The sequence below is a fragment of the Staphylococcus sp. 11511212 genome (assembly GCF_011394755.1).
In the GTDB taxonomy this organism is placed as follows: Bacteria; Bacillota; Bacilli; order Staphylococcales; family Staphylococcaceae; genus Staphylococcus; species Staphylococcus chromogenes.
The window spans coordinates 486,966-506,008 of record NZ_JAANBQ010000003.1; the positions used below are offsets into that span (position 1 = coordinate 486,966).

Genomic DNA, 19,043 nt, shown 5'->3' on the forward strand with positions numbered 1-19,043 from the left:
TCCTTGCACTCTATTATAATCATGTAAAATATTATACTACACAATGTAAATAGTCAGAATTATGGTTCTATACTTTTAATGGTTGGTGAGTTCTTCACTAACCGTTATTTTTGTTTTAAATACAAAAATAGCACAAATATCTCTTTAATTGTAAGTGCCTAAACAAACTAAGGAGAGATATTCGTGCCTATATATAAATATATATCAAAAATGATTGAAATGGAGGTTCCAAATGTAAAATTCACTCAATGCTAAGCATTAAAACTTTAAAAAAATTCTGTCATTATTCTATGTTGGAACTTTCCACATTTATACTTAATGCTTTCTTCTATCAGATTTCTTATCAGAACTAAATATAAATAAGACAAAGAAAGCAAAAGGAATAATACCAAATGATCTAGTTATGATATCGTAGTTCCCTGTTATTTGTGGCAAAATAAAAAAGGCAAGAGCTGTAACTATAAGTAAAAATAAATATATCTTTCTTTTCTTATTCATAATTACAGAACCACTCCAATAAATACTCTTGCTATAACACCTACGATTTGACGATTGAATCCATTTTGTACTAAATATTCAGTTATACCATCAGATAATTTCCCTTCAAATCCAGTCAAATAATCTCAAAATTTATTTATAGATTGATAATGAAGAACAACTAATTCAGTACCTGTTCTTTTTTCTACTTGCTTAACTATGTTATCCCAAGCTTTTTGCCCTACTTTATTAACCACAGCTTTAATAGATTTAGCCTAGCTTTAGCAGTCATTCGTAACGTCTTCATTCACCGGCAGACATTACTACGAAATCAAATAGATTTCTATAATGCTCCCAGAATAGCGAGGCTTTATGGAACAATCAAATAAATGAAGATATTTTTACATCAGTCCGATTTATTATAGAACCATAAAATAAAACCCTCAAAGCCTATGACTTCAAGGGTTAAATAACTTAATATTGTTTCATGTATTGGTCAACTTCCCATTCGCTGACTTGCGTACGGTAGTAATCCCATTCAATTGATTTTGAATTAATGAATTGATGATAAATATGGTCACCTAAAGCTTTTTTAATTGCTTCATTTTCACGCATTGCTTTAAGCGCTGTGTATAGTGTTGACGGTAAATCTTCAATTCCTACCGCTTCACGTTCTTCACGATTCATTTCATAAATATTTTGATTTACCGGCTCTGGTACTTCGAGTTTATTTTTAATACCCTCTAAACCAGCTTGTAAAATCGCCGCTAATGCCATATAAGGGTTTGCCGCTGGGTCTACAGAGCGTACTTCTACACGCGTAGATAAGCCACGTGAAGTTGGAACACGTACTAATGGAGAACGGTTTTTACCACTCCAAGCAATATAACTTGGTGCTTCGTAACCAGGCACAAGGCGTTTATAAGAGTTTACAAGTGGGTTACATACGGCAGTAAAACCACGCGCATTTTTCATAATTCCTGCAATGAAATGGTAGGCATCTTGAGATAATTCCATTTTGCCATTTTCATCAAAGAACGCATTTTCTTTACCTTTAAATAATGATACGTTAAAGTGCATACCGCTACCATTGACGCCAAATAATGGTTTAGGCATAAACGTTGCGTGTAAGTTGTGTTGACGCGCAATTGTTTTAACCACAAGTTTAAACGTTTGAATGTTATCACATGCTGTAATCGCATCTGCATATTTAAAGTCAATTTCATGTTGACCTGGTGCTACTTCGTGATGACTCGCTTCAATGTCAAACCCCATGTCTTCTAATTCTAGTACAATATCACGACGGCAGTTTTCACCTAAATCTGTTGGTGCTAAGTCAAAATAGCCCCCGTGGTCGTTTAGTTCCATTGTCGGTTCGCCTTTTTCGTCTAACTTGAATAGGAAAAATTCTGGCTCAGGTCCAAGATTAAAATCAGTAAACCCAAGTTCTTCCATTTCTTTAAGTACACGTTTTAAATTACTACGTGGGTCTCCGTCAAATGGTTTTCCTTCAGTTGTATAAACATCACAAATTAAACGCGCAACTTTACCTTGACCTGCTGTCCATGGGAAAATAACCCACGTATTCAAATCAGGTTTTAAGTACATGTCAGATTCCTCAATACGCACGAAACCTTCGATAGAGGATCCATCGAACATCATTTCATTATCGAGTACTTTTTCTAGTTGACTTACTGGGACCTCTACGTTTTTGATTGTTCCTAAAATGTCAGAGAATTGCAAACGGATATAACGTACGTTTTCTTCTTCTGCAAAGCGGCGGATATCTTCTTTCGTAAATTCTTGTTTTGGCATTGAATCATAGCCTCCATTTAAATTATTTGAAAAAGCGTGATAAGTCTCCACGGTTAAGCGGAATAGATTCTCGTTGCGGTTTTTGAGTTGTATCTACAAGCATCTGTTTTCTTAAATGCGCTTCCTCTTGATTTAATGTTTCATTTTGTTCTAACATGATTTGTTTAATCCCTTTCATATTAAACCCTTTTTCTAGTAAATGCTTAATTGAAAGTAACGTTTCCAAATCATTTAATGAGAATAATCGCTTATTTCCTTCTGTTCTAGAAGGAAAAATGAGTTCATGTGTTTCGTAATAACGAATTTGTCTAGGTGTTAAATCCGTTAACTTACTGACAACACTCATCGGAAATACAGGCATGTTACGTCGAATTTTATCGTTGTCCATTTCCTACATCTCCTTGATTATTTTGAACTTAACGTAACCATATCATATCTATTCTGACAATACAAAAATATGTAAGGAAACCTGACATAAACTTCAAAAGTACGTCAGGTCTTAAAGGGTTAGATTAAATTTTTGTGCATCATTTCTGTGATAGCACGCGTAACCGCAAGTTTCACGTGTTCGTATGTCAAACCACCTTGAACATAGACTTCATAGGGTGGACGTATAGGGCCATCGGCTGTTAACTCTATAGATGCCCCCTGAATAAAAGTACCAGCAGCCATAATGACATCATCTTCATATCCTGGCATATAGCTTGGCTCAGGACTAAAATGCGCATTAATAGGTGAGTTATGTTGAATACTTTGACAAAATTGAATCATTTGCGCTTTCGTATCAAAGCGCACCGTTTGGATTAAATCCGTTCTTGGGACATTGTATCTTGGTGTCGTCTTCATATTTAATTTTTCTATTAAAAGACTTGTAAATAATGCCCCTTTTAAACTTTGGCTGACCACGTGAGGACTTAGGAAAAAGCCTTGATACATTTCGTGAAGTGAGCCGAGTGACGCTCCTGCTTCTTTTCCGATTCCTGGGGCAGTGAGTCTATAACCACAGCGTTCCACCAATTCTTTACGTCCAACGATATATCCTCCTATTTTAGCTAAACCCCCACCCGGATTTTTAATAAGAGATCCGGCCATAATATCTGCACCAACTTCAATAGGCTCACGCGTTTCTACAAATTCTCCATAACAATTGTCTACAAAGATAATTTTGTCTGGAAAATGTTGTTTAATGTCTTTGATGACGTTTTCAATTTCATCTATATCAATAGAAGGACGCTGGTCATAGCCTTTTGATCGTTGAATGGCGATGACTTTTGTTTTATTATGGATGGACTTTAGAACTTCCTCTATGTGAATATGTCCATCTTTTAAAGCAACATCTTTATATGAGACACCGTGTTCTTTTAAACTTTCAATCCCATTACCATTAATCCCTATGACTTCTAGCAAAGTATCATAAGGGCGTCCAGTAATGTATAAAAGTTCGTCGCCATATTTCAACGTGCTTTGAAGCGCCAATGTTATAGCATGCGTCCCAGAAATGATTTGAGGTCGCACTAATGCATCTTCTGCTTTGAACGTTTCGGCGTAAACCGCTTCAAGATGATCTCTGCCAAAATCATCATATCCATAACCTGTTGTTCCTTGTAAGTCACTTTCTGAAATTTTTACATGTTGAAATGCATCTAGAACACGTGCTTGATTTATAAATGCTCGGTGCTCTATTTCTTTAAAATACGGTGCTAGTTCCGCTTCAACTTGATCTATTAATTTTGTTAAATCTGTCATGCTTTCGCTTCTTTCTAGTTATTTTTATATCCTTTAATATGATACGTTTCCGTTTCTTCATCAAAGTTTATTTCAGTAATTAAAGTATGTCGTTTTAATTCGTAAAGTTCGTGCGCTTGATAGGCTTGGAGTGTAGTTGTATACGCAGTCATTTGACGTTTCAATTGTTCAAATATAAATTGCCGAACGTGCGCCTCATCCTCTTTATTTTTTGATGATACAAATAAAGACGGATGATGACTCACAGGTGATTCGCCATAGCATTTATCTTTTTTATTAAATAAGACCACTTGAGGTATTTCATCCATACTTAAATCTTTAAGCAATTGGTTTACAGTATCGTATTGAATTTTGTATTTCTCATGACTTGTATCGACGACATGAATTAACAAATCAGCACGACGCGCTTCTTCTAGGGTAGACTTAAATGCTTCAATGAGGGTTGTTGGCAATTTTTGAATAAATCCAACTGTGTCAGAAATCACAAGTTGAAAACCTTCTTTAAGGGTCAATTGGCGCGTTTTAGGGTCTAATGTTGCGAAGAGTTGATCTTTTTCATATGTGCCCTCTTCAGTTAATGTATTGAACCATGAAGATTTCCCTGCGTTCGTATAGCCGACGAGCGCAATTTGAAAAATACGATTGTTCTCACGTTGTTGACGGTATCGTTCCCGGTGTGATTCGACTTCTTCAAGTTTTCGTTTGATTTCATTCATTCGCGTACGTATATGGCGTCGATCTGTTTCTAATTTTGTTTCACCAGGACCTCTCGTCCCAATTCCGCCTCCTAATCTAGAAAGACTTTTTCCATGCCCCATCAGTCGAGGAAGTAAGTAATCTAATTGGGCAAATTCGACTTGGAGCTTTCCTTCTTTACTTTGAGCACGTAAAGCAAATATTTCTAAAATCAATTGCGTTCTATCTATGATTTTCACGCCAAAGTAATGATTTAAATTTTTCGACTGTGCTGTCGTTAATTCATCGTTGGCTACAATGACATCAATATCGTGAAATTCGATCGCATCTTTTAATGTTTGGAGTTTCCCTGTCCCCATATAATATTTAGGGTGAACATGCGTTAAATTTTGTGTGAACGTTTCAACGACTTCAAGTTCACAAGTCGCACTTAATGCTTCTAGCTCCTCCATCGTACTTGTAAAGTCAAATGTTGAGTGGAAGGCATTCACCCCAATTAATATTGCCTTTTCTTTTATTTTTTCTGTAGAATAACTTTGTTTATATGTCAAAGTTTCACCTCTCAAATTTCGAAACAATCTCTTGAGTATTTTATCATAGTCCCCTTGTTAAGACTATGTTCTCAGAATATGTTATAGTTTGGATGATAAATTAAAAGATGAGGTGCTTTTTATGAATATTTATGATATCGAAGTAGAATTGTCCAATGGCACAAGTTATCCTCTATCCGATTATAAAGGTCAAGTCATGCTCATCGTGAACACTGCGAGTGAATGTGGCTTTACCCCTCAATTTAAGGAGCTTCAATCCCTATATGAACAATATAAAGATCAAGGCTTCGTTGTTCTAGGATTTCCTTGTAATCAATTTGGGCATCAAGAACCTGGATCAGGCACTGAAGCACAACAAAACTGTCAATTAAATTACGGTGTCACTTTTCCAATGCATCAAAAAATTGATGTGAATGGTGCTCAAGCACATCCGCTTTTTGACTTTTTAAAGTCTCAACAAAAGGGAATGTTGGGGGACAAAATCAAATGGAATTTCACGAAGTTTTTAGTTAATCGTGAAGGTGAAGTTGTACAACGTTTTTCTCCTCAAAAGCAACCCGCACAACTTGCGAGTACGATTGAAGAATTACTATAAGAAAGAAAAAACATCACACCTGTGTTAAACACATGGCGTGATGTTTTTTTCATGCGGGGTCAATTTCAATCGATGAATTGATGCAAGCTTCATTCAATCATTGAAAGACCCCTTTCCAAATGTTAGTTCGTACCTTCCAAGAATGTACTAATTGCATGCTTGTAAATTAAATGGTGTTTTCCTTGAGAAAGAAAGTCTACCACTTGTTGGTCATAGTCTGCAATCGTACCTCTTAATTGAAATCCGTTTGTTAAGAAAACTGTTAATTCTTTCTCCTCTTTCTTAAAGTTTTCTAGGTACGTTTCTTGAATGTCTTGTTTGTCAAACATGCTCATTACTCCTTATCAGTGTATTCGGGCTAAAATATCATCTAGCATTTCTGGAAGTGACATTCTCTCTCTATCTAACCAATGAACGTTTAGTTTGTTTTTAAACCAAGTCAACTGACGTTTCGCATAGTTTCTAGAATGTTGCTTTAACAAATCAGTGGCTTGTTCAATTTCCATTTCATCATGCACGACAGGTATAAGTTCTTTATATCCTATTGCTTGCATACTTTGACATGATTCATATCCTAATTCAATTAGTCGTTCCACTTCAGCTAATAAACCTAGAGACAACATAATGTCGACGCGTTTATTTATTCTACGATACAATGTATCACGCGACATTTCTATCCCTAGTAATAATGTATCATAATTTTCAGTTAATTGGTGACTTTTCTTGCGATTACTTAAAATTTTTTTTGTCTTTAGGTAATAAGCAATGGCCCGTTCCACTCTTTGGCGGTTATTTGGGTGAATATTTGCTTGTGATTCTGGGTCAAACGTCCCTAAGTAATCATGTAGTTCTTCATTTGAATAGTTTTTTAAAACTTCCATTTGATCTACAACTTCACGTTCTTTTTCAGGAGAGACCTCTTCTTGTTCAAATTCGTAATTATAGATCACAGATTGAATATATAAGCCAGTTCCTCCAACAATGATAGGGACTTTGCCTTTTTGAGTAATGTGATGAATTAACGGTTTAACACGTTGTTGAAAATCGAAAGCTGTAAACTGTTCATCAGGTGAAAGGATGTCAATTAAATGATGAGGGATGCCTTGCATTTCTTTAGGTGTTATTTTAGCAGTCCCAATATCCATTCCTTTATAAACTTGCATAGAGTCTCCACTAATAATTTCTCCATCAATTTTTTTCGCAAGTTCTATGCTTAATTCTGTTTTACCGCTCGCGGTGGGTCCGACGATGACGATCAAAAAAGGTTTTTCCTTTATCACATTATTCACTCACTTTTTTCTTTATAATTTGACGACTCATCCAGTCTAACATATGTCGCCATACTGTTTCCTTATCTTTTTCAAAAAGAATTTCATGTCTTTTTTGTTTATATAATTGCACAGTAATGTGGGTAATACCACCTTTTTTTAAGATTTTACCTAACCGTCGTACGCCTTTACCATTGTCACCGAATGGATCTGCTTTTCCCGAAATGAGCAATATAGGTAAGTCAGAACTCATTTTAGAAATTTCATTTAACTGTGCTGTTTTCATCATCGTTTTCATTACACTATAAATTAATTGATTGGACACTAAAAATCCTGAATAGGGGTCATGGACGTAAGCATCCACTTCATGTTCATCTGAACTAATCCAGTCACTTTCAGTTCGAGTGGGTTTAAAACCTTTATTAAAGGACCCAATGACAAGGTTATTCATCCATTGCAAACGACGCTTCTTTCCTGTGACTAAAGTGATGATTTTCAACATAAAGACTAATAATGTGCCTTTCCATTGCGAGAAGAGACCTGTGCCTGTCAAGATTAAACCATCCATATCCTTTGGGTAGAGCTGAACGTAACGACGAGCAATAATTGAGCCCATTGAATGTCCTAATATGATATAAGGTAAGTGATCATTCAACGTAGGTTGAATCGTTGTTTTAATTTCATGAGCGTCTTTCACGACTTGTTCGATTGAATCAAAATGTCCGCGTAACGTATTGATTTCTTTACCATGGCCACGATGATTATGACGAATCACATGATATCCCTGTTGATTCAATTGATGTACGAGGCGATCATAACGCTCCATATGTTCTGCCATTCCATGAAAAATATGAACAATACCTACAGCATCGGTACTCGTACGGTCAATCGTCACCTCTAACATTGTATCGTCAGACAAAGCCATTTTCATGGTTTCTTTTTTTACCATCAAAAATCCACCTTTCAGTACAGTAACTTTGATTACACTTTACCACAGAGATACTTTGGAAACACGTGCAACGTATTTGATACAATAAAGAAACTTTCTTTTTTACATGAATACATTAAAAAGTGGAGGTTTAACTATATATCCCTCATTTTTTAAGCAATCCTATTAAAGTGATGCTTCCTTTTTAAATCATATAAAATAACGGGGAGGATTTATATCCTTACCCCGTTGTTTTCTGCATTTATTCATTTAGTCAAATCAATTTACTTCATTTTATTAACATCTATCTTAAGCATTTGCACTTTGATGTTGACCATGGATAGCATGTGTAATCGCATCTTCTAATTCTTGTTTATATACAGCTTTAGTATTATCGTCATAACCGACTAAATCTGCTAAAACGTCTGTAACGATATCTTTATATTGTTGTACCATAGCAATGTCAAAGTAGAGTGCGCCTGTACGACGAATTAAGAAATCAGTAGGTTTAACGACAAGTTCATTTTGCACTCCATATAGAAGTTCAACATAAATTTCGAGTGGTAAACCTGTGTTTTGATGTTGTGCTGCTTGTGTTAAAGCGAATAATTCATCCACATTTGAACCATATTTTTTAGCTAATTTACGTGCAAGTGTTTCATCTAAATTATAACCTTTAGCAAGTTTAACTTTTTCTTCAATAAATTGATTAAAATTTTTGCTACCGCCGACATCTCCACCGGAAATTTTAATATTTTTTGTATCCGCAGGTTTGAATGTCAATTTATATTCTTGTTTTAAACGTTTTGCAACACGCTCAACGATTTCGTAAGCCATATGGCGATAACCTGTTAACTTACCTCCGGCGATTGTTAGAAGACCTGAGTCACCTTCCCAAATTTCATCTTTACGTGAAATTTCAGATGGGTCTTTGCCTTCTTCTAAAATTAATGGTCGAATACCTGCCCAAGTCGATTCAATATCTTCATCTTTAACATTTACAGTTGGGAACATGTAGTTAATAGCATCGATTAAATAATCACGGTCTTCTTGGTTTACTAACGGACTACGTTTGTCATTATTATAAAAAGTATCCGTTGTTCCTACGTATGTTTTTCCTTCACGTGGAATTGCGAAAATCATACGACCATCATTTTCAGTATCGAAATAAACAGCTTGATGTAATGGGAATTTAGATTCATCAAAAACAACATGAACCCCTTTAGTTAAGCGTAACTGTTTATTGTTTTTTGAGTAATCATTACTGCGCACTTCATCTACCCATGGGCCTGTAGCATTGACAACTTTTTTACCTTTAATTTCAAATTTTTCATTTTTAATGCGATCAATGACAGAAACACCATTGACTTTGTTTTTATTGTCATATAAAAATTGATCTACTTTAGCATAGTTGATAATATCTGCACCTAAGTCGGCTGCTTTTTTCATAACTTCAATTGTCATACGCGCGTCATCTGTGCGGTACTCAACATAGTAACCGCCACCTTTAAGTCCATCTTGTTTCACAAGTGGTTCTTTATCTTTAGTTTCTTGTACACTTAACATACGTTTACGTTCAGATTTTTTAACACCTGCCAAACGGTCATACATTGCAAGACCAATTGAAGTTGAGAATTTGCCAAACGTACCGCCTTTGTGCATTGGTAATAACATCCACTCTGGTGTTGTCACATGTGGTCCATTTTCATATACAATCGCACGTTCTCTACCTGTTTCTGCAACAACTCCAACTTGGAATTGTTTTAAATATCTTAACCCACCGTGAACTAATTTTGTTGAACGAGAGCTTGTACCTGAAGCAAAGTCTTGCATTTCAACTAATGCGACTTTCATACCACGCGCAGATGCATCTAATGCGACACCTGCACCTGTAATGCCGCCCCCTACAATGACTAAATCATATTCCTGATGTTGCATTTTTTCTTTTACTGACTCACGTTGTAACGTTGATAAACGTCCCATAATTACGCCTCCTAATATGATAAAAAGAGAGACTCCGCCCATATACTTTACATAAAGTTTTACGAACAAAATCTCTCTTCTTCTCGAGTAATCTATTAACTTAACTACAGTATAGCATACTACCTATGCTTCGTCTAACTTAAAGACTTTTGTCGCTTCAACGGCTTTTTGCCAACCTTTATAAAGTTTATTTGCTTCTTTTTCATCCATTTTTGGTTCGAAAGATTTTTCCAATTTCCAGTTGTTGCTGACTTCATCTTTATTTTTCCAGAAACCTGTTGCAATACCTGCAAGATATGCAGCACCTAAAGCTGTTGTTTCACTGATTTCTGGACGTTCTACAGAAACATTCACAAGATCTGCTTGGAATTGCATTAAGAAATTATTTTTTACTGCGCCACCATCGACACGTAATCCGTTTACTTCAATGCCAGAATCTTGTGCCATGGCCTCAATAACGTCTCTTGTTTGATAACATAGGGATTCTAAAGTTGCACGAATGAAATGTTCTTTTTCAGTACCTCGTGTTAAACCGAAAATAGCCCCACGTGCTTCAGAATCCCAATAAGGTGTACCTAACCCAACAAATGCAGGGACAACATAAACACCTTCAGTTGAGTCTACACGTTTAGCATAATCCTCAGATTGTGGTGCCGAATTAATCATTCTTAATCCGTCTCGTAACCACTGTATCGCTGAACCTGAGACAAAAATTGATCCTTCAAGTGCATAGTTGACTTTACCATCAAGACCGTAGGCAATTGTTGTTAATAAACCATTCTCAGAAGCGACTGCCTCTTCCCCAGTATTCATTAACATAAAGCCACCTGTGCCATATGTGTTTTTAATGTCACCTTTTTCAAAACATGCTTGACCAAACAATGCAGCTTGTTGGTCACCTGCTACGCCCGCAATAGGGACTTTTTGACCGAAGAAATGATAGTCAATTGTTTCGCAATAAACTTCACTTGAAGGTTTTACTTCAGGTAACATTGCTTTAGGAACGTCGAGAATTTCTAACAACTCGTCATCCCATTTCAAGTCATGAATATTGTACATTAAAGTACGACTCGCATTAGAATAGTCAGTAATATGAGTACGACCACCGGATAATTTCCAAACAAGCCATGAATCGATTGTACCGAAAAGGATTTCGCCTTTTTCTGCTTTTTCACGGGCACCATCAACATGGTCTAAAATCCATTTTACTTTAGTACCTGAGAAATAAGGGTCAAGGAGCAATCCAGTTTTTTTACGAAATGTGGCCTCATGACCATCCTTTTTCAATTGTTCACAGATAGCTTGTGTTTGACGAGATTGCCATACGATAGCGTTGTAAATTGGACGTCCTGACTCTTTATCCCAAACCACTGTTGTTTCACGTTGGTTTGTAATACCAATTCCAGTAATTTCAGAAGCTTTTACGTTATTTTCATTCAACACTGATGCAATAACAGATAATACTGATGTCCAAATTTCATTTGCATCATGTTCTACCCATCCAGCTTTTGGAAAGTGTTGTTTAAATTCACGTTGTGCGACACCAACGATTTCGCCTTCTTTATTAAATAAAATGGCTCTTGAACTTGTAGTCCCTTGGTCAATTGATAATATATATTTTCCCATAATATGTTTACCTCCCAAATCCACACACATGCTGTTTCAAATGAAATATACCCATAATTTTATTCATGTATGCGTGATTCATTTATTAAATCGCACCAAAGTTTTCGTGCTTAATTTTCTTATTTAAAATGCTACCCACAACTAATGTGCCAATGACAAGAATTACAGCTACTATAGTCCATATGTCAAAACGACCTTGGTAGGCCAATCGATAAATTGCTGCACCTAAAATCCCTCCAGTAATCGGACCGAGAATAGGGACAATCGCATACTGCCAGTCACTTTTACCTTTACCATGAATAGGTAAAATAGCATGTGCAATTCTTGGACCTAGGTCACGGGCAGGGTTAATCGCATAACCTGTTGGGCCACCTAAACTTACACCGATTGCGACAATGAGTAACCCCACGATAACAGGGTTTAAACCATCTGTAAATTTGTTTGTTCCGATAAATAGTAATGCTGATGTAAGGACAGCAGTACCGATAATTTCAGTAATAAAGTTTGCAGTGAAGTTACGAATTGCCGGCGCTGTTGCAAAAACACCTAATTTTGCTTCTTTATCTTCAGTTGCACGCCAATGAGGTAAATATGCGAGCCATGTTAAAGCGCCCCCTACAATCCCTCCTAAAACTTGTGCAATAATAAAACCTGGAACTTGAGACCATGGAAAATCACCTGTAACGGCAAATGCTAATGTCACTGCAGGATTTAAGTGTGCCCCAGAGAAATTACCGACAGCGTAAATACCTAATGTAACAGCAAGACCCCAACCAATAGCAATAACAATCCAGTCTGCGCCTTCACCTTTTGATTTGCGTAAAACGACGTTCGCAACAACCCCGCCACCCATTAACAGTAGCAATGCTGTACCGAGAAATTCAGCTAAGTAGATATTCATTCTTTTTCCTCCCTTTAAAAGACAAAAAGACTCCTTGCCTAACCGTATTACAAAAAAATAACACGTGCGAAGAAGTCTCTCATGTCTCGATTCATCTATTAACTTGTTTTTAATATTACAATTGGATGAAAGCGTTGTCAATCCATTTTCGAGGCAAAATTAATTTATATTCATTTTTTCTAACTCAAAACTCAAAAACTTTCAATTTTTTAACTTATAGAACTGCTGATTCATTGATATATAAATGACCTATCTCTGTTTCAATGGTCGCTTGAATACCATAGGGAAGTGTCGCTTTAGGTTCATTATGACCAAATGAAACATTTCCCAATACGATTAAATCTAAATGATGAATTTCTTTCAAAATTTTCTTGATGGCTTGATGATATTCCTCTTGATATACCCCATCATGTGGACGACCCACGATAAGTCCTTTAATCCGATCAAATATGCCCATTAATGCCCATGTTCTTAACGATTCTTCAAACGACCACGGTTCTGAATGAACTTCACTCGTTTCAATAAATAAAATAGCGCCGTCAAAATGGGCTAGTTTCGGAAAATATCGTGTTCCTCGTAACTTATCTAGTGATTCAAAACAACCGCCAATGAGATGCCCCGTCACGCGTCCCTGTCCATTTAACACTTGAAAAGTTCTTGCAGGTAATTTTTCTCTTTCATAGTGACGTAATTGCTCATCCCATCGCAAACCAAATTTTCTAACGAAAGGTGTTGGATGCACTTGACCGAATGGCTTTGCATTTTGAATTAATTGAAAAAGCGCATCCATCGTGTATGCATCATTGCCACCATTTTCAGCGAAATCTGTCAACAAGGCAGGACCATAAAAAGTCGTTATCCCTAATTGATAGAGGTGGAGGTGTAATGCTGTTATATCAGAATAACCAATAAATATTTTAGGGTGTTGTTGAATGACTTCATCTTTTAAAAACGGAATAATTCTTACAGATTCATTGCCACCAATAGTGCATAAAATAGCTTTAACAGATTCATCCTCAAAAGCAGCCATAAGGGAGGATGCTCTTTCTTTAGGATGGGAATAATTCCATTCCAACCCATTTAATGCATTAGGCATGACTTTTACTTGATAGCCCATATCTTTAATACGACGTATCGCTTCATCTGTACGCCAACGAATCTGAGACTCTCCTGCGAGTCCAGAAGAAGGAGATACAATTGCGATCGTATCTCCTTGCTTTAGTTTAGGTGGTTTTAACATCATTTATTTCCCCCTTTATTCTATTTTTACCAAAGACGCTCTTCGCTTGTGGTCACGTACGTCGCGCCACTCTCAATCGCCTTTTCTATTTCTTCTTCTGTATTGATTAAACCTCCAGCAATCACTTTGACGCCTGTTTCATTATAAATACGCTTAATCACTTTATTAGCAATACCTGGGAGCACCTCTACATAATCAGGCTCAATACGTTGGATAAGTGCGATACTGCGTTCTAACGCTTGACTATCAATGATAAAGACACGAAATATCGTAATTACACCCAGTGACTTTGCTTTTTTAATGATTTTTGTTTTCGTGGAAACAATCCCTTTAGGCCGATAGGATTGGATAATGTATTCACAAGCAAACTCATCGTGACTCATGCCCTTAATCAAATCAATATGCACAAAGGGTTGTAAGTTATTTTGTTCAATTAACTGCATAAGGCTTTTTAAATGGCCAATATGTGTATCTAATAGGACACACGTTTCATAATCCGTGCGAATCAATTTTTCGAGACTTTTTACTGAGCGTATTGCAGGTAATATATTGGGATGCATAAGGGTCCTCCTCTATTGAATACGTTTAAACAAACGTTCCAGTTCGTAATTCGTAAAATTGATAATGATTGGACGCCCATGTGGACAAGTGAATGGATCTTCCATTTCTCTCAGTTGATCTATCAAATCTGCCATTTCGTGATTTTTTAAATAGTGATTAGCTTTGATTGATTTTTTACAACTCATCATAATCGCTAAGTCTTCTCTAAATTTTGCAATATTGAGCTTTTGGTGTTCCAATACGTAATGTACCATATCTTTAATCATTTCTTCGACGTCATCTTTAGGAAACCAAACTGGATAACTATTCACAATGTAATCATGCCCTCCAAAAGGCTCTAAAAAGATACCGGCACGTTGTAACTCGTCTTTATTTTCTTCAATAATGAACTGTTCATCTTTTGTAAAATTGAAAGTGAGAGGAATTAATAAGTTTTGATTTTCATTCTCCACTTCTCCAATTTTATCTCTAAAATATTCATATTTAATACGTTCTTGTGCAGCATGTTGATCTATAAGATACATGCCTTCATCATTTTGAGCGACAATATAAGTGCCATGGACTTGCCCAACGACTTCCATATATGGCACACGTCGTCGAAATGCATTCTTGCTTGTAGGAATGTCTTCTTGAGAAGTTGGCGCCTGATCATTTGAAGTTTCAACGCCCTCATCACTATCTTCCATCGCAGCGAGTACCTCCCGTTGCGTACGTTGATAATCTGTACCTGCAGACTCTTCAATTTGCGAAGACGTATCCGTTGTTGAATTTTCATTTGAAGTCGTCATCGCTGAAGACACCCTAGGTTCATTTGACTCATGTTCCTCTAAATGTTGCGGTATTGCAGAAGAACTATTCGAATTTTCATTGCTTTTCTCTTCTTCTAATCGCTCAGTTGATGAGCCATGCTGATTTTGCGTCGCTTCACGTTGGTCGAAAGCTAATTTTTGTTGTTCAAATTTTTCAAGTACTTTTTTAGGCTCGTATTTGCGACTCAAATCATTTTTAGGAATCAATATTTTATCTTTAAAGGCCGCTTGAATTTTTTCAACGATAAGCGCATATAACTGTTCTTCTTTAGACAGACGGACTTCAAGTTTCGTCGGATGCACATTTACATCCACTAAAATAGGGTCCATTTCAATATTAATATACACAATTGGAAAACGCCCAATCATTAATAAGGTGTGATACCCTTCAACAACCGCTTTGTTCAATACAAAGTTTTTAATATAACGACCATTTATAAAAAGGGAAATGTAGTGGCGATTGCTTCGTGAATGTTCTGGTTTCGCTACAAATCCATGAATGTGATAATCACTCGTATCCCCTGAAATTTCAATGAGATCTTTCGCCACTTTCATTCCATATATTTCTGCCATGACCTCATTTGTACGTCCAGAGCCATTTGTTTGTAATAGCGTTTTACCATCATTTTTTAAAGACATGCGAATATGAGGGTGACTCATTGCCATTCGATTGACAATATCTGTAATTTTACCTAATTCTGTATATAAACTTTTTATATATTTTAAACGTGCGGGTGTATTATAAAATAGTGAAGCCACTTTTATATCTGTTCCACGTTTTGCTTTGGCTGGTTTTTGGTGAATGATTTCACCTTCTTCAGCATAGACTTCAAATCCTTCGACACCATCTGTAGAAGTTTGCAATGTGACTTTAGCCACTGATGCAATACTCGCAAGCGCTTCTCCTCGAAACCCTAATGTGCGTATATGAAATAAATCATCATCCTCAACAAGTTTACTTGTCGCATGTCTATGAAACACAAGTGCTAAATCATCTTGTTCGATACCTGAACCGTTATCTACTACCCGTATTTCTGCAATTCCAGATTCTTGAACTTCAATATTAATCTCCGAAGCGCCTGCGTCGATACTATTTTCTAACAACTCTTTTACGACAGAACTTGGTCGTTCAACAACTTCACCTGCTGCAATTTTATTCGCAAGAGAGGTATGCAAGGTTTTAATATGACCCATTGTCATCACCTTCTATTTATAATTTGTTTTGAAACTCACTTAATTTAACTAATGCTTCAATTGGGGTCATCTGAGATAAATTCAATTGTTTTATTTCTAGTTCTATTTCACTTTGTTCAGACGTGCTCTCAAATAAATCAAAAGTGGCCTGTTCGATTTTGGGTTCTTGTACTTTTGGTGGTTGTGTTTCGAAATCATCGTTTACAACTTCGAGATGTTTCGGATTTACCGATGGTTCAGAAGTTTGCGTTTTGGCATTCGCTTCAAAAGCTTCTAGGATGACTTGCGCTCGTTCAATGACTTGTTCTGGTAAAGCCGCAAGCTTTGCAACCTGAATTCCATAACTATGTTCCACTGCACCTGGTTTAACTTTGTGTAAAAATATAAGCTCTCCGTGATACTCATTTGCCGCAACATGGACATTTTTTAAACTCGGAAGTGCTTTTTCTAACTCTGTTAATTCATGATAGTGCGTTGAAAATAGCGTTTTTGCTTTGGACGTTTCAGCGACATATTCAATCATTGCTTGTGCAAGTGCTAAGCCATCATAGGTCGACGTGCCTCGACCGATTTCATCGAAAATAATTAAACTATTCGCTGTAGCATATTTCAGAGCATTTTGTGCTTCCAACATTTCAACCATAAATGTACTCTTACCTGAAACCAAATCATCCGCGGCACCAATCCTTGTGAAAATTTGATCAAATATAGGTAACGTTGCACTTTGACATGGGACAAATGCACCCATTTGCGCCATGATGCTAATAATGGCTACTTGACGCATATACGTTGATTTCCCTGACATGTTAGGCCCAGTAATTAAATAAATAAACTCATCTTTATCTAAATAACAATCATTCGGAACATAGTCATTATAATCCATGACACGCTCAACAACCGGATGGCGTGACTCTTTTAAATCAAGCGTTTGCGTTGTGATAAATTGAGGTCGAACATAATTATAAGCTTGTGCTATTTCTGCAAAGCTTTGTAAACAATCAAGTTCTGATATCATTTTCGCTTGTTGTTGGAGACGCTCGGTAAATGTTTTGACATAATTTCTTAATTCCGTAAACAACGTATATTCTAATTCAACCGATTTTTCTTGCGCGCCTAAAATCATCGCTTCTTTTTCTTTCAACTCATCAGTAATGAAACGCTCCGCATTGGAAAGCGTTTGTTTTCTTTCATAACCATATTTTTCAGGATCAAATTGTGATAAATTGGCACGCGTGATTTCGATATAATAACCAAAGACTTTATTAAAACTAATTTTTAAAGATTTAATCCCTGTACGTTCGCGTTCTTTCATCTGAAGTTCCGCAAGCCATGTTTTTCCATTTCTTGAAGCATCTAAATATTCATCTAGTTGTGGATGATAGCCTTCTTTAAATAGGCCCCCTTCTTTAACGGACAGAGGCGGTTCATCAACTAAACTGTCTTGTAATGTTTGTAATAAGTCGTCGAGTGGTTCTAAGTCATTAAAATGCGCAATGGCCTTTGAGTCTATTGATTGAAGTAAGGCTTTAATATGTGGAATTTGTGCAATTGAATGTTTAAGTTGAACTAAATCTTTGGCATTGACATTTCCGAAGCTTACGCGCCCAACTAAACGTTCAATATCATAGACTTCTGTTAAATAATTTCTAAGCGTATCTCTTTCTATAAAATGATTTAAAAACTGATCCACAGCGTCATGACGTTGTTCAATATCCTCTTGTTGAATTAATGGGCGATCTATCCATTGTTTTAACCGTCTAGCACCCATTGGCGTTTTTGTTTTATCCATGAGCCATAACAACGTGCCCTTTTTCGATTTCAAACGGATACTTTCTGTTAATTCTAAATTTCGTTTTGCATAGAAATCCATTTTCATATAATCTAACGCTTGGTAGGTGATCACATCTTCTATATGAGATAAATCACGTTTTTGCGTCTCAAAAATATAATCTAACAAAATCTGGACAGCTTGGGCCATCAAAACATTTGAAATGGTATTGACTTTGTAATCTGTTTTTGAGATTGTTTCTCTAACTGTGACCGTTTCAGTAATCATACTAAACTGACGTTTCAAATGGTCTGTTAATGGTGCGTTGACCACAATTTCATTGGGCTGTATCGTTGTCACTTCATTGATCAACGTACTTTCATCTTCAAACTGCGTGACTTTCAATTCACCTGTGCTCACATCACAATAACTTAACGCATAACCCTCGTCTTTTATGAAACTTACAATATAGTTATTTTGAGTTTCATCTATGCCGCCCTTTTCCATTAATGTCCCGGGCGTGACCACACGGACAACTTCACGCTTTACCATCCCTTTCACTTGGCGTGGGTCTTCCATTTGTTCACATATCGCAACTTTAAATCCATTTTGTATTAAAGTCTCTATGTAACCATCTGCGGAATGATAAGGCACTCCTGCCATTGGAATAGGATTTTCTTTTTTGGCATCACGTTTTGTTAACGTGATTTCGAGTACCCGTGAAGCCGTCACGGCATCATCATAAAACAATTCATAAAAGTCCCCTAATCGGAAAAAGAGTAGGGCATCTTGATGCTCAGATTTAATTTGTAAATATTGTTTCATCATTGGCGTGACATTTGTCATTTTTTCACTTTCCTTCTATTTCTCATCTCATAATGTAAT

15 protein-coding genes are annotated in these 19,043 nt (G+C 36.4%); 1 reads left to right on the forward strand and 14 read right to left on the reverse strand.

Going from position 1 to position 19,043, the window contains the following annotated elements; genetic code table 11:
- Positions 1 to 951: 951 nt before the first annotated feature.
- From glnA to hflX, 4 genes are all read right to left on the reverse strand, one after another.
- Positions 952 to 2,292 carry a type I glutamate--ammonia ligase gene (gene glnA, locus G8Y84_RS03820; RefSeq protein ID WP_103158838.1) on the reverse strand — a complete coding sequence of 447 codons (1,341 nt, stop codon included), beginning with the start codon at positions 2,290 to 2,292 and terminating at the stop codon, positions 952 to 954.
- A gap of 22 nt (positions 2,293 to 2,314) precedes the next feature.
- A complete protein-coding gene (locus tag G8Y84_RS03825; protein ID WP_037573443.1) occupies positions 2,315 to 2,680 on the reverse strand; it encodes a MerR family transcriptional regulator in 366 nt (121 codons plus the stop codon).
- A gap of 119 nt (positions 2,681 to 2,799) precedes the next feature.
- Entirely contained in the window at positions 2,800 to 4,038 is a 1,239-nt protein-coding gene (locus G8Y84_RS03830; RefSeq protein WP_107360485.1) for a methionine gamma-lyase family protein, read from the reverse strand.
- 14 nt (positions 4,039 to 4,052) lie between these two features.
- Entirely contained in the window at positions 4,053 to 5,285 is a 1,233-nt protein-coding gene (gene hflX / locus G8Y84_RS03835; RefSeq protein ID WP_103158840.1) for a GTPase HflX, read from the reverse strand.
- A 121-nt stretch (positions 5,286 to 5,406) separates the two neighbouring features.
- Here hflX and G8Y84_RS03840 point away from each other — a divergent pair, with 121 nt between their 5' ends.
- Positions 5,407 to 5,880: a glutathione peroxidase gene (locus tag G8Y84_RS03840; RefSeq protein ID WP_037573439.1), complete on the forward strand. Its 474-nt coding sequence runs from the start codon at positions 5,407 to 5,409 to the stop codon at positions 5,878 to 5,880.
- Between the two features lie 122 nt (positions 5,881 to 6,002).
- Here G8Y84_RS03840 and hfq read toward each other — a convergent pair whose 3' ends face one another.
- The 10 genes from hfq to mutS all read right to left on the reverse strand — a co-directional run bounded on the left by hfq (position 6,003) and on the right by mutS (position 19,004).
- Positions 6,003 to 6,209 carry an RNA chaperone Hfq gene (hfq, locus tag G8Y84_RS03845; protein WP_037573438.1) on the reverse strand — a complete coding sequence of 69 codons (207 nt, stop codon included), beginning with the start codon at positions 6,207 to 6,209 and terminating at the stop codon, positions 6,003 to 6,005.
- A gap of 15 nt (positions 6,210 to 6,224) precedes the next feature.
- Positions 6,225 to 7,160, reverse strand: coding sequence for a tRNA (adenosine(37)-N6)-dimethylallyltransferase MiaA (gene miaA / locus G8Y84_RS03850; RefSeq protein ID WP_037573964.1), 936 nt, complete (start codon positions 7,158 to 7,160; stop codon positions 6,225 to 6,227).
- A 1-nt stretch (position 7,161) separates the two neighbouring features.
- Positions 7,162 to 8,097: an alpha/beta hydrolase gene (locus tag G8Y84_RS03855; protein WP_103158842.1), complete on the reverse strand. Its 936-nt coding sequence runs from the start codon at positions 8,095 to 8,097 to the stop codon at positions 7,162 to 7,164.
- A gap of 288 nt (positions 8,098 to 8,385) precedes the next feature.
- Complete coding sequence (locus tag G8Y84_RS03860; RefSeq protein ID WP_037573436.1) at positions 8,386 to 10,059, reverse strand: glycerol-3-phosphate dehydrogenase/oxidase; 1,674 nt, start codon at positions 10,057 to 10,059, stop codon at positions 8,386 to 8,388.
- Positions 10,060 to 10,182: 123 nt separating this feature from the next.
- A complete protein-coding gene (gene glpK / locus G8Y84_RS03865) occupies positions 10,183 to 11,685 on the reverse strand; it encodes a glycerol kinase GlpK (protein WP_037573435.1) in 1,503 nt (500 codons plus the stop codon).
- Between the two features lie 85 nt (positions 11,686 to 11,770).
- Complete coding sequence (locus G8Y84_RS03870; protein WP_037573429.1) at positions 11,771 to 12,586, reverse strand: MIP/aquaporin family protein; 816 nt, start codon at positions 12,584 to 12,586, stop codon at positions 11,771 to 11,773.
- Between the two features lie 214 nt (positions 12,587 to 12,800).
- Complete coding sequence (locus tag G8Y84_RS03875; RefSeq protein ID WP_308460853.1) at positions 12,801 to 13,829, reverse strand: S66 family peptidase; 1,029 nt, start codon at positions 13,827 to 13,829, stop codon at positions 12,801 to 12,803.
- A 23-nt stretch (positions 13,830 to 13,852) separates the two neighbouring features.
- The gene (locus G8Y84_RS03880; RefSeq protein WP_037573427.1) at positions 13,853 to 14,386 is read right to left on the reverse strand and encodes a glycerol-3-phosphate responsive antiterminator; all 534 of its coding nucleotides are present in this window, start codon (positions 14,384 to 14,386) and stop codon (positions 13,853 to 13,855) included.
- 12 nt (positions 14,387 to 14,398) lie between these two features.
- Complete coding sequence (gene mutL / locus G8Y84_RS03885; RefSeq protein ID WP_037573425.1) at positions 14,399 to 16,390, reverse strand: DNA mismatch repair endonuclease MutL; 1,992 nt, start codon at positions 16,388 to 16,390, stop codon at positions 14,399 to 14,401.
- A 16-nt stretch (positions 16,391 to 16,406) separates the two neighbouring features.
- Positions 16,407 to 19,004 (reverse strand): DNA mismatch repair protein MutS, encoded by a 2,598-nt coding sequence (gene mutS, locus G8Y84_RS03890; protein ID WP_165806124.1) that lies wholly within the window; start codon positions 19,002 to 19,004, stop codon positions 16,407 to 16,409.
- Positions 19,005 to 19,043: the final 39 nt, after the last annotated feature.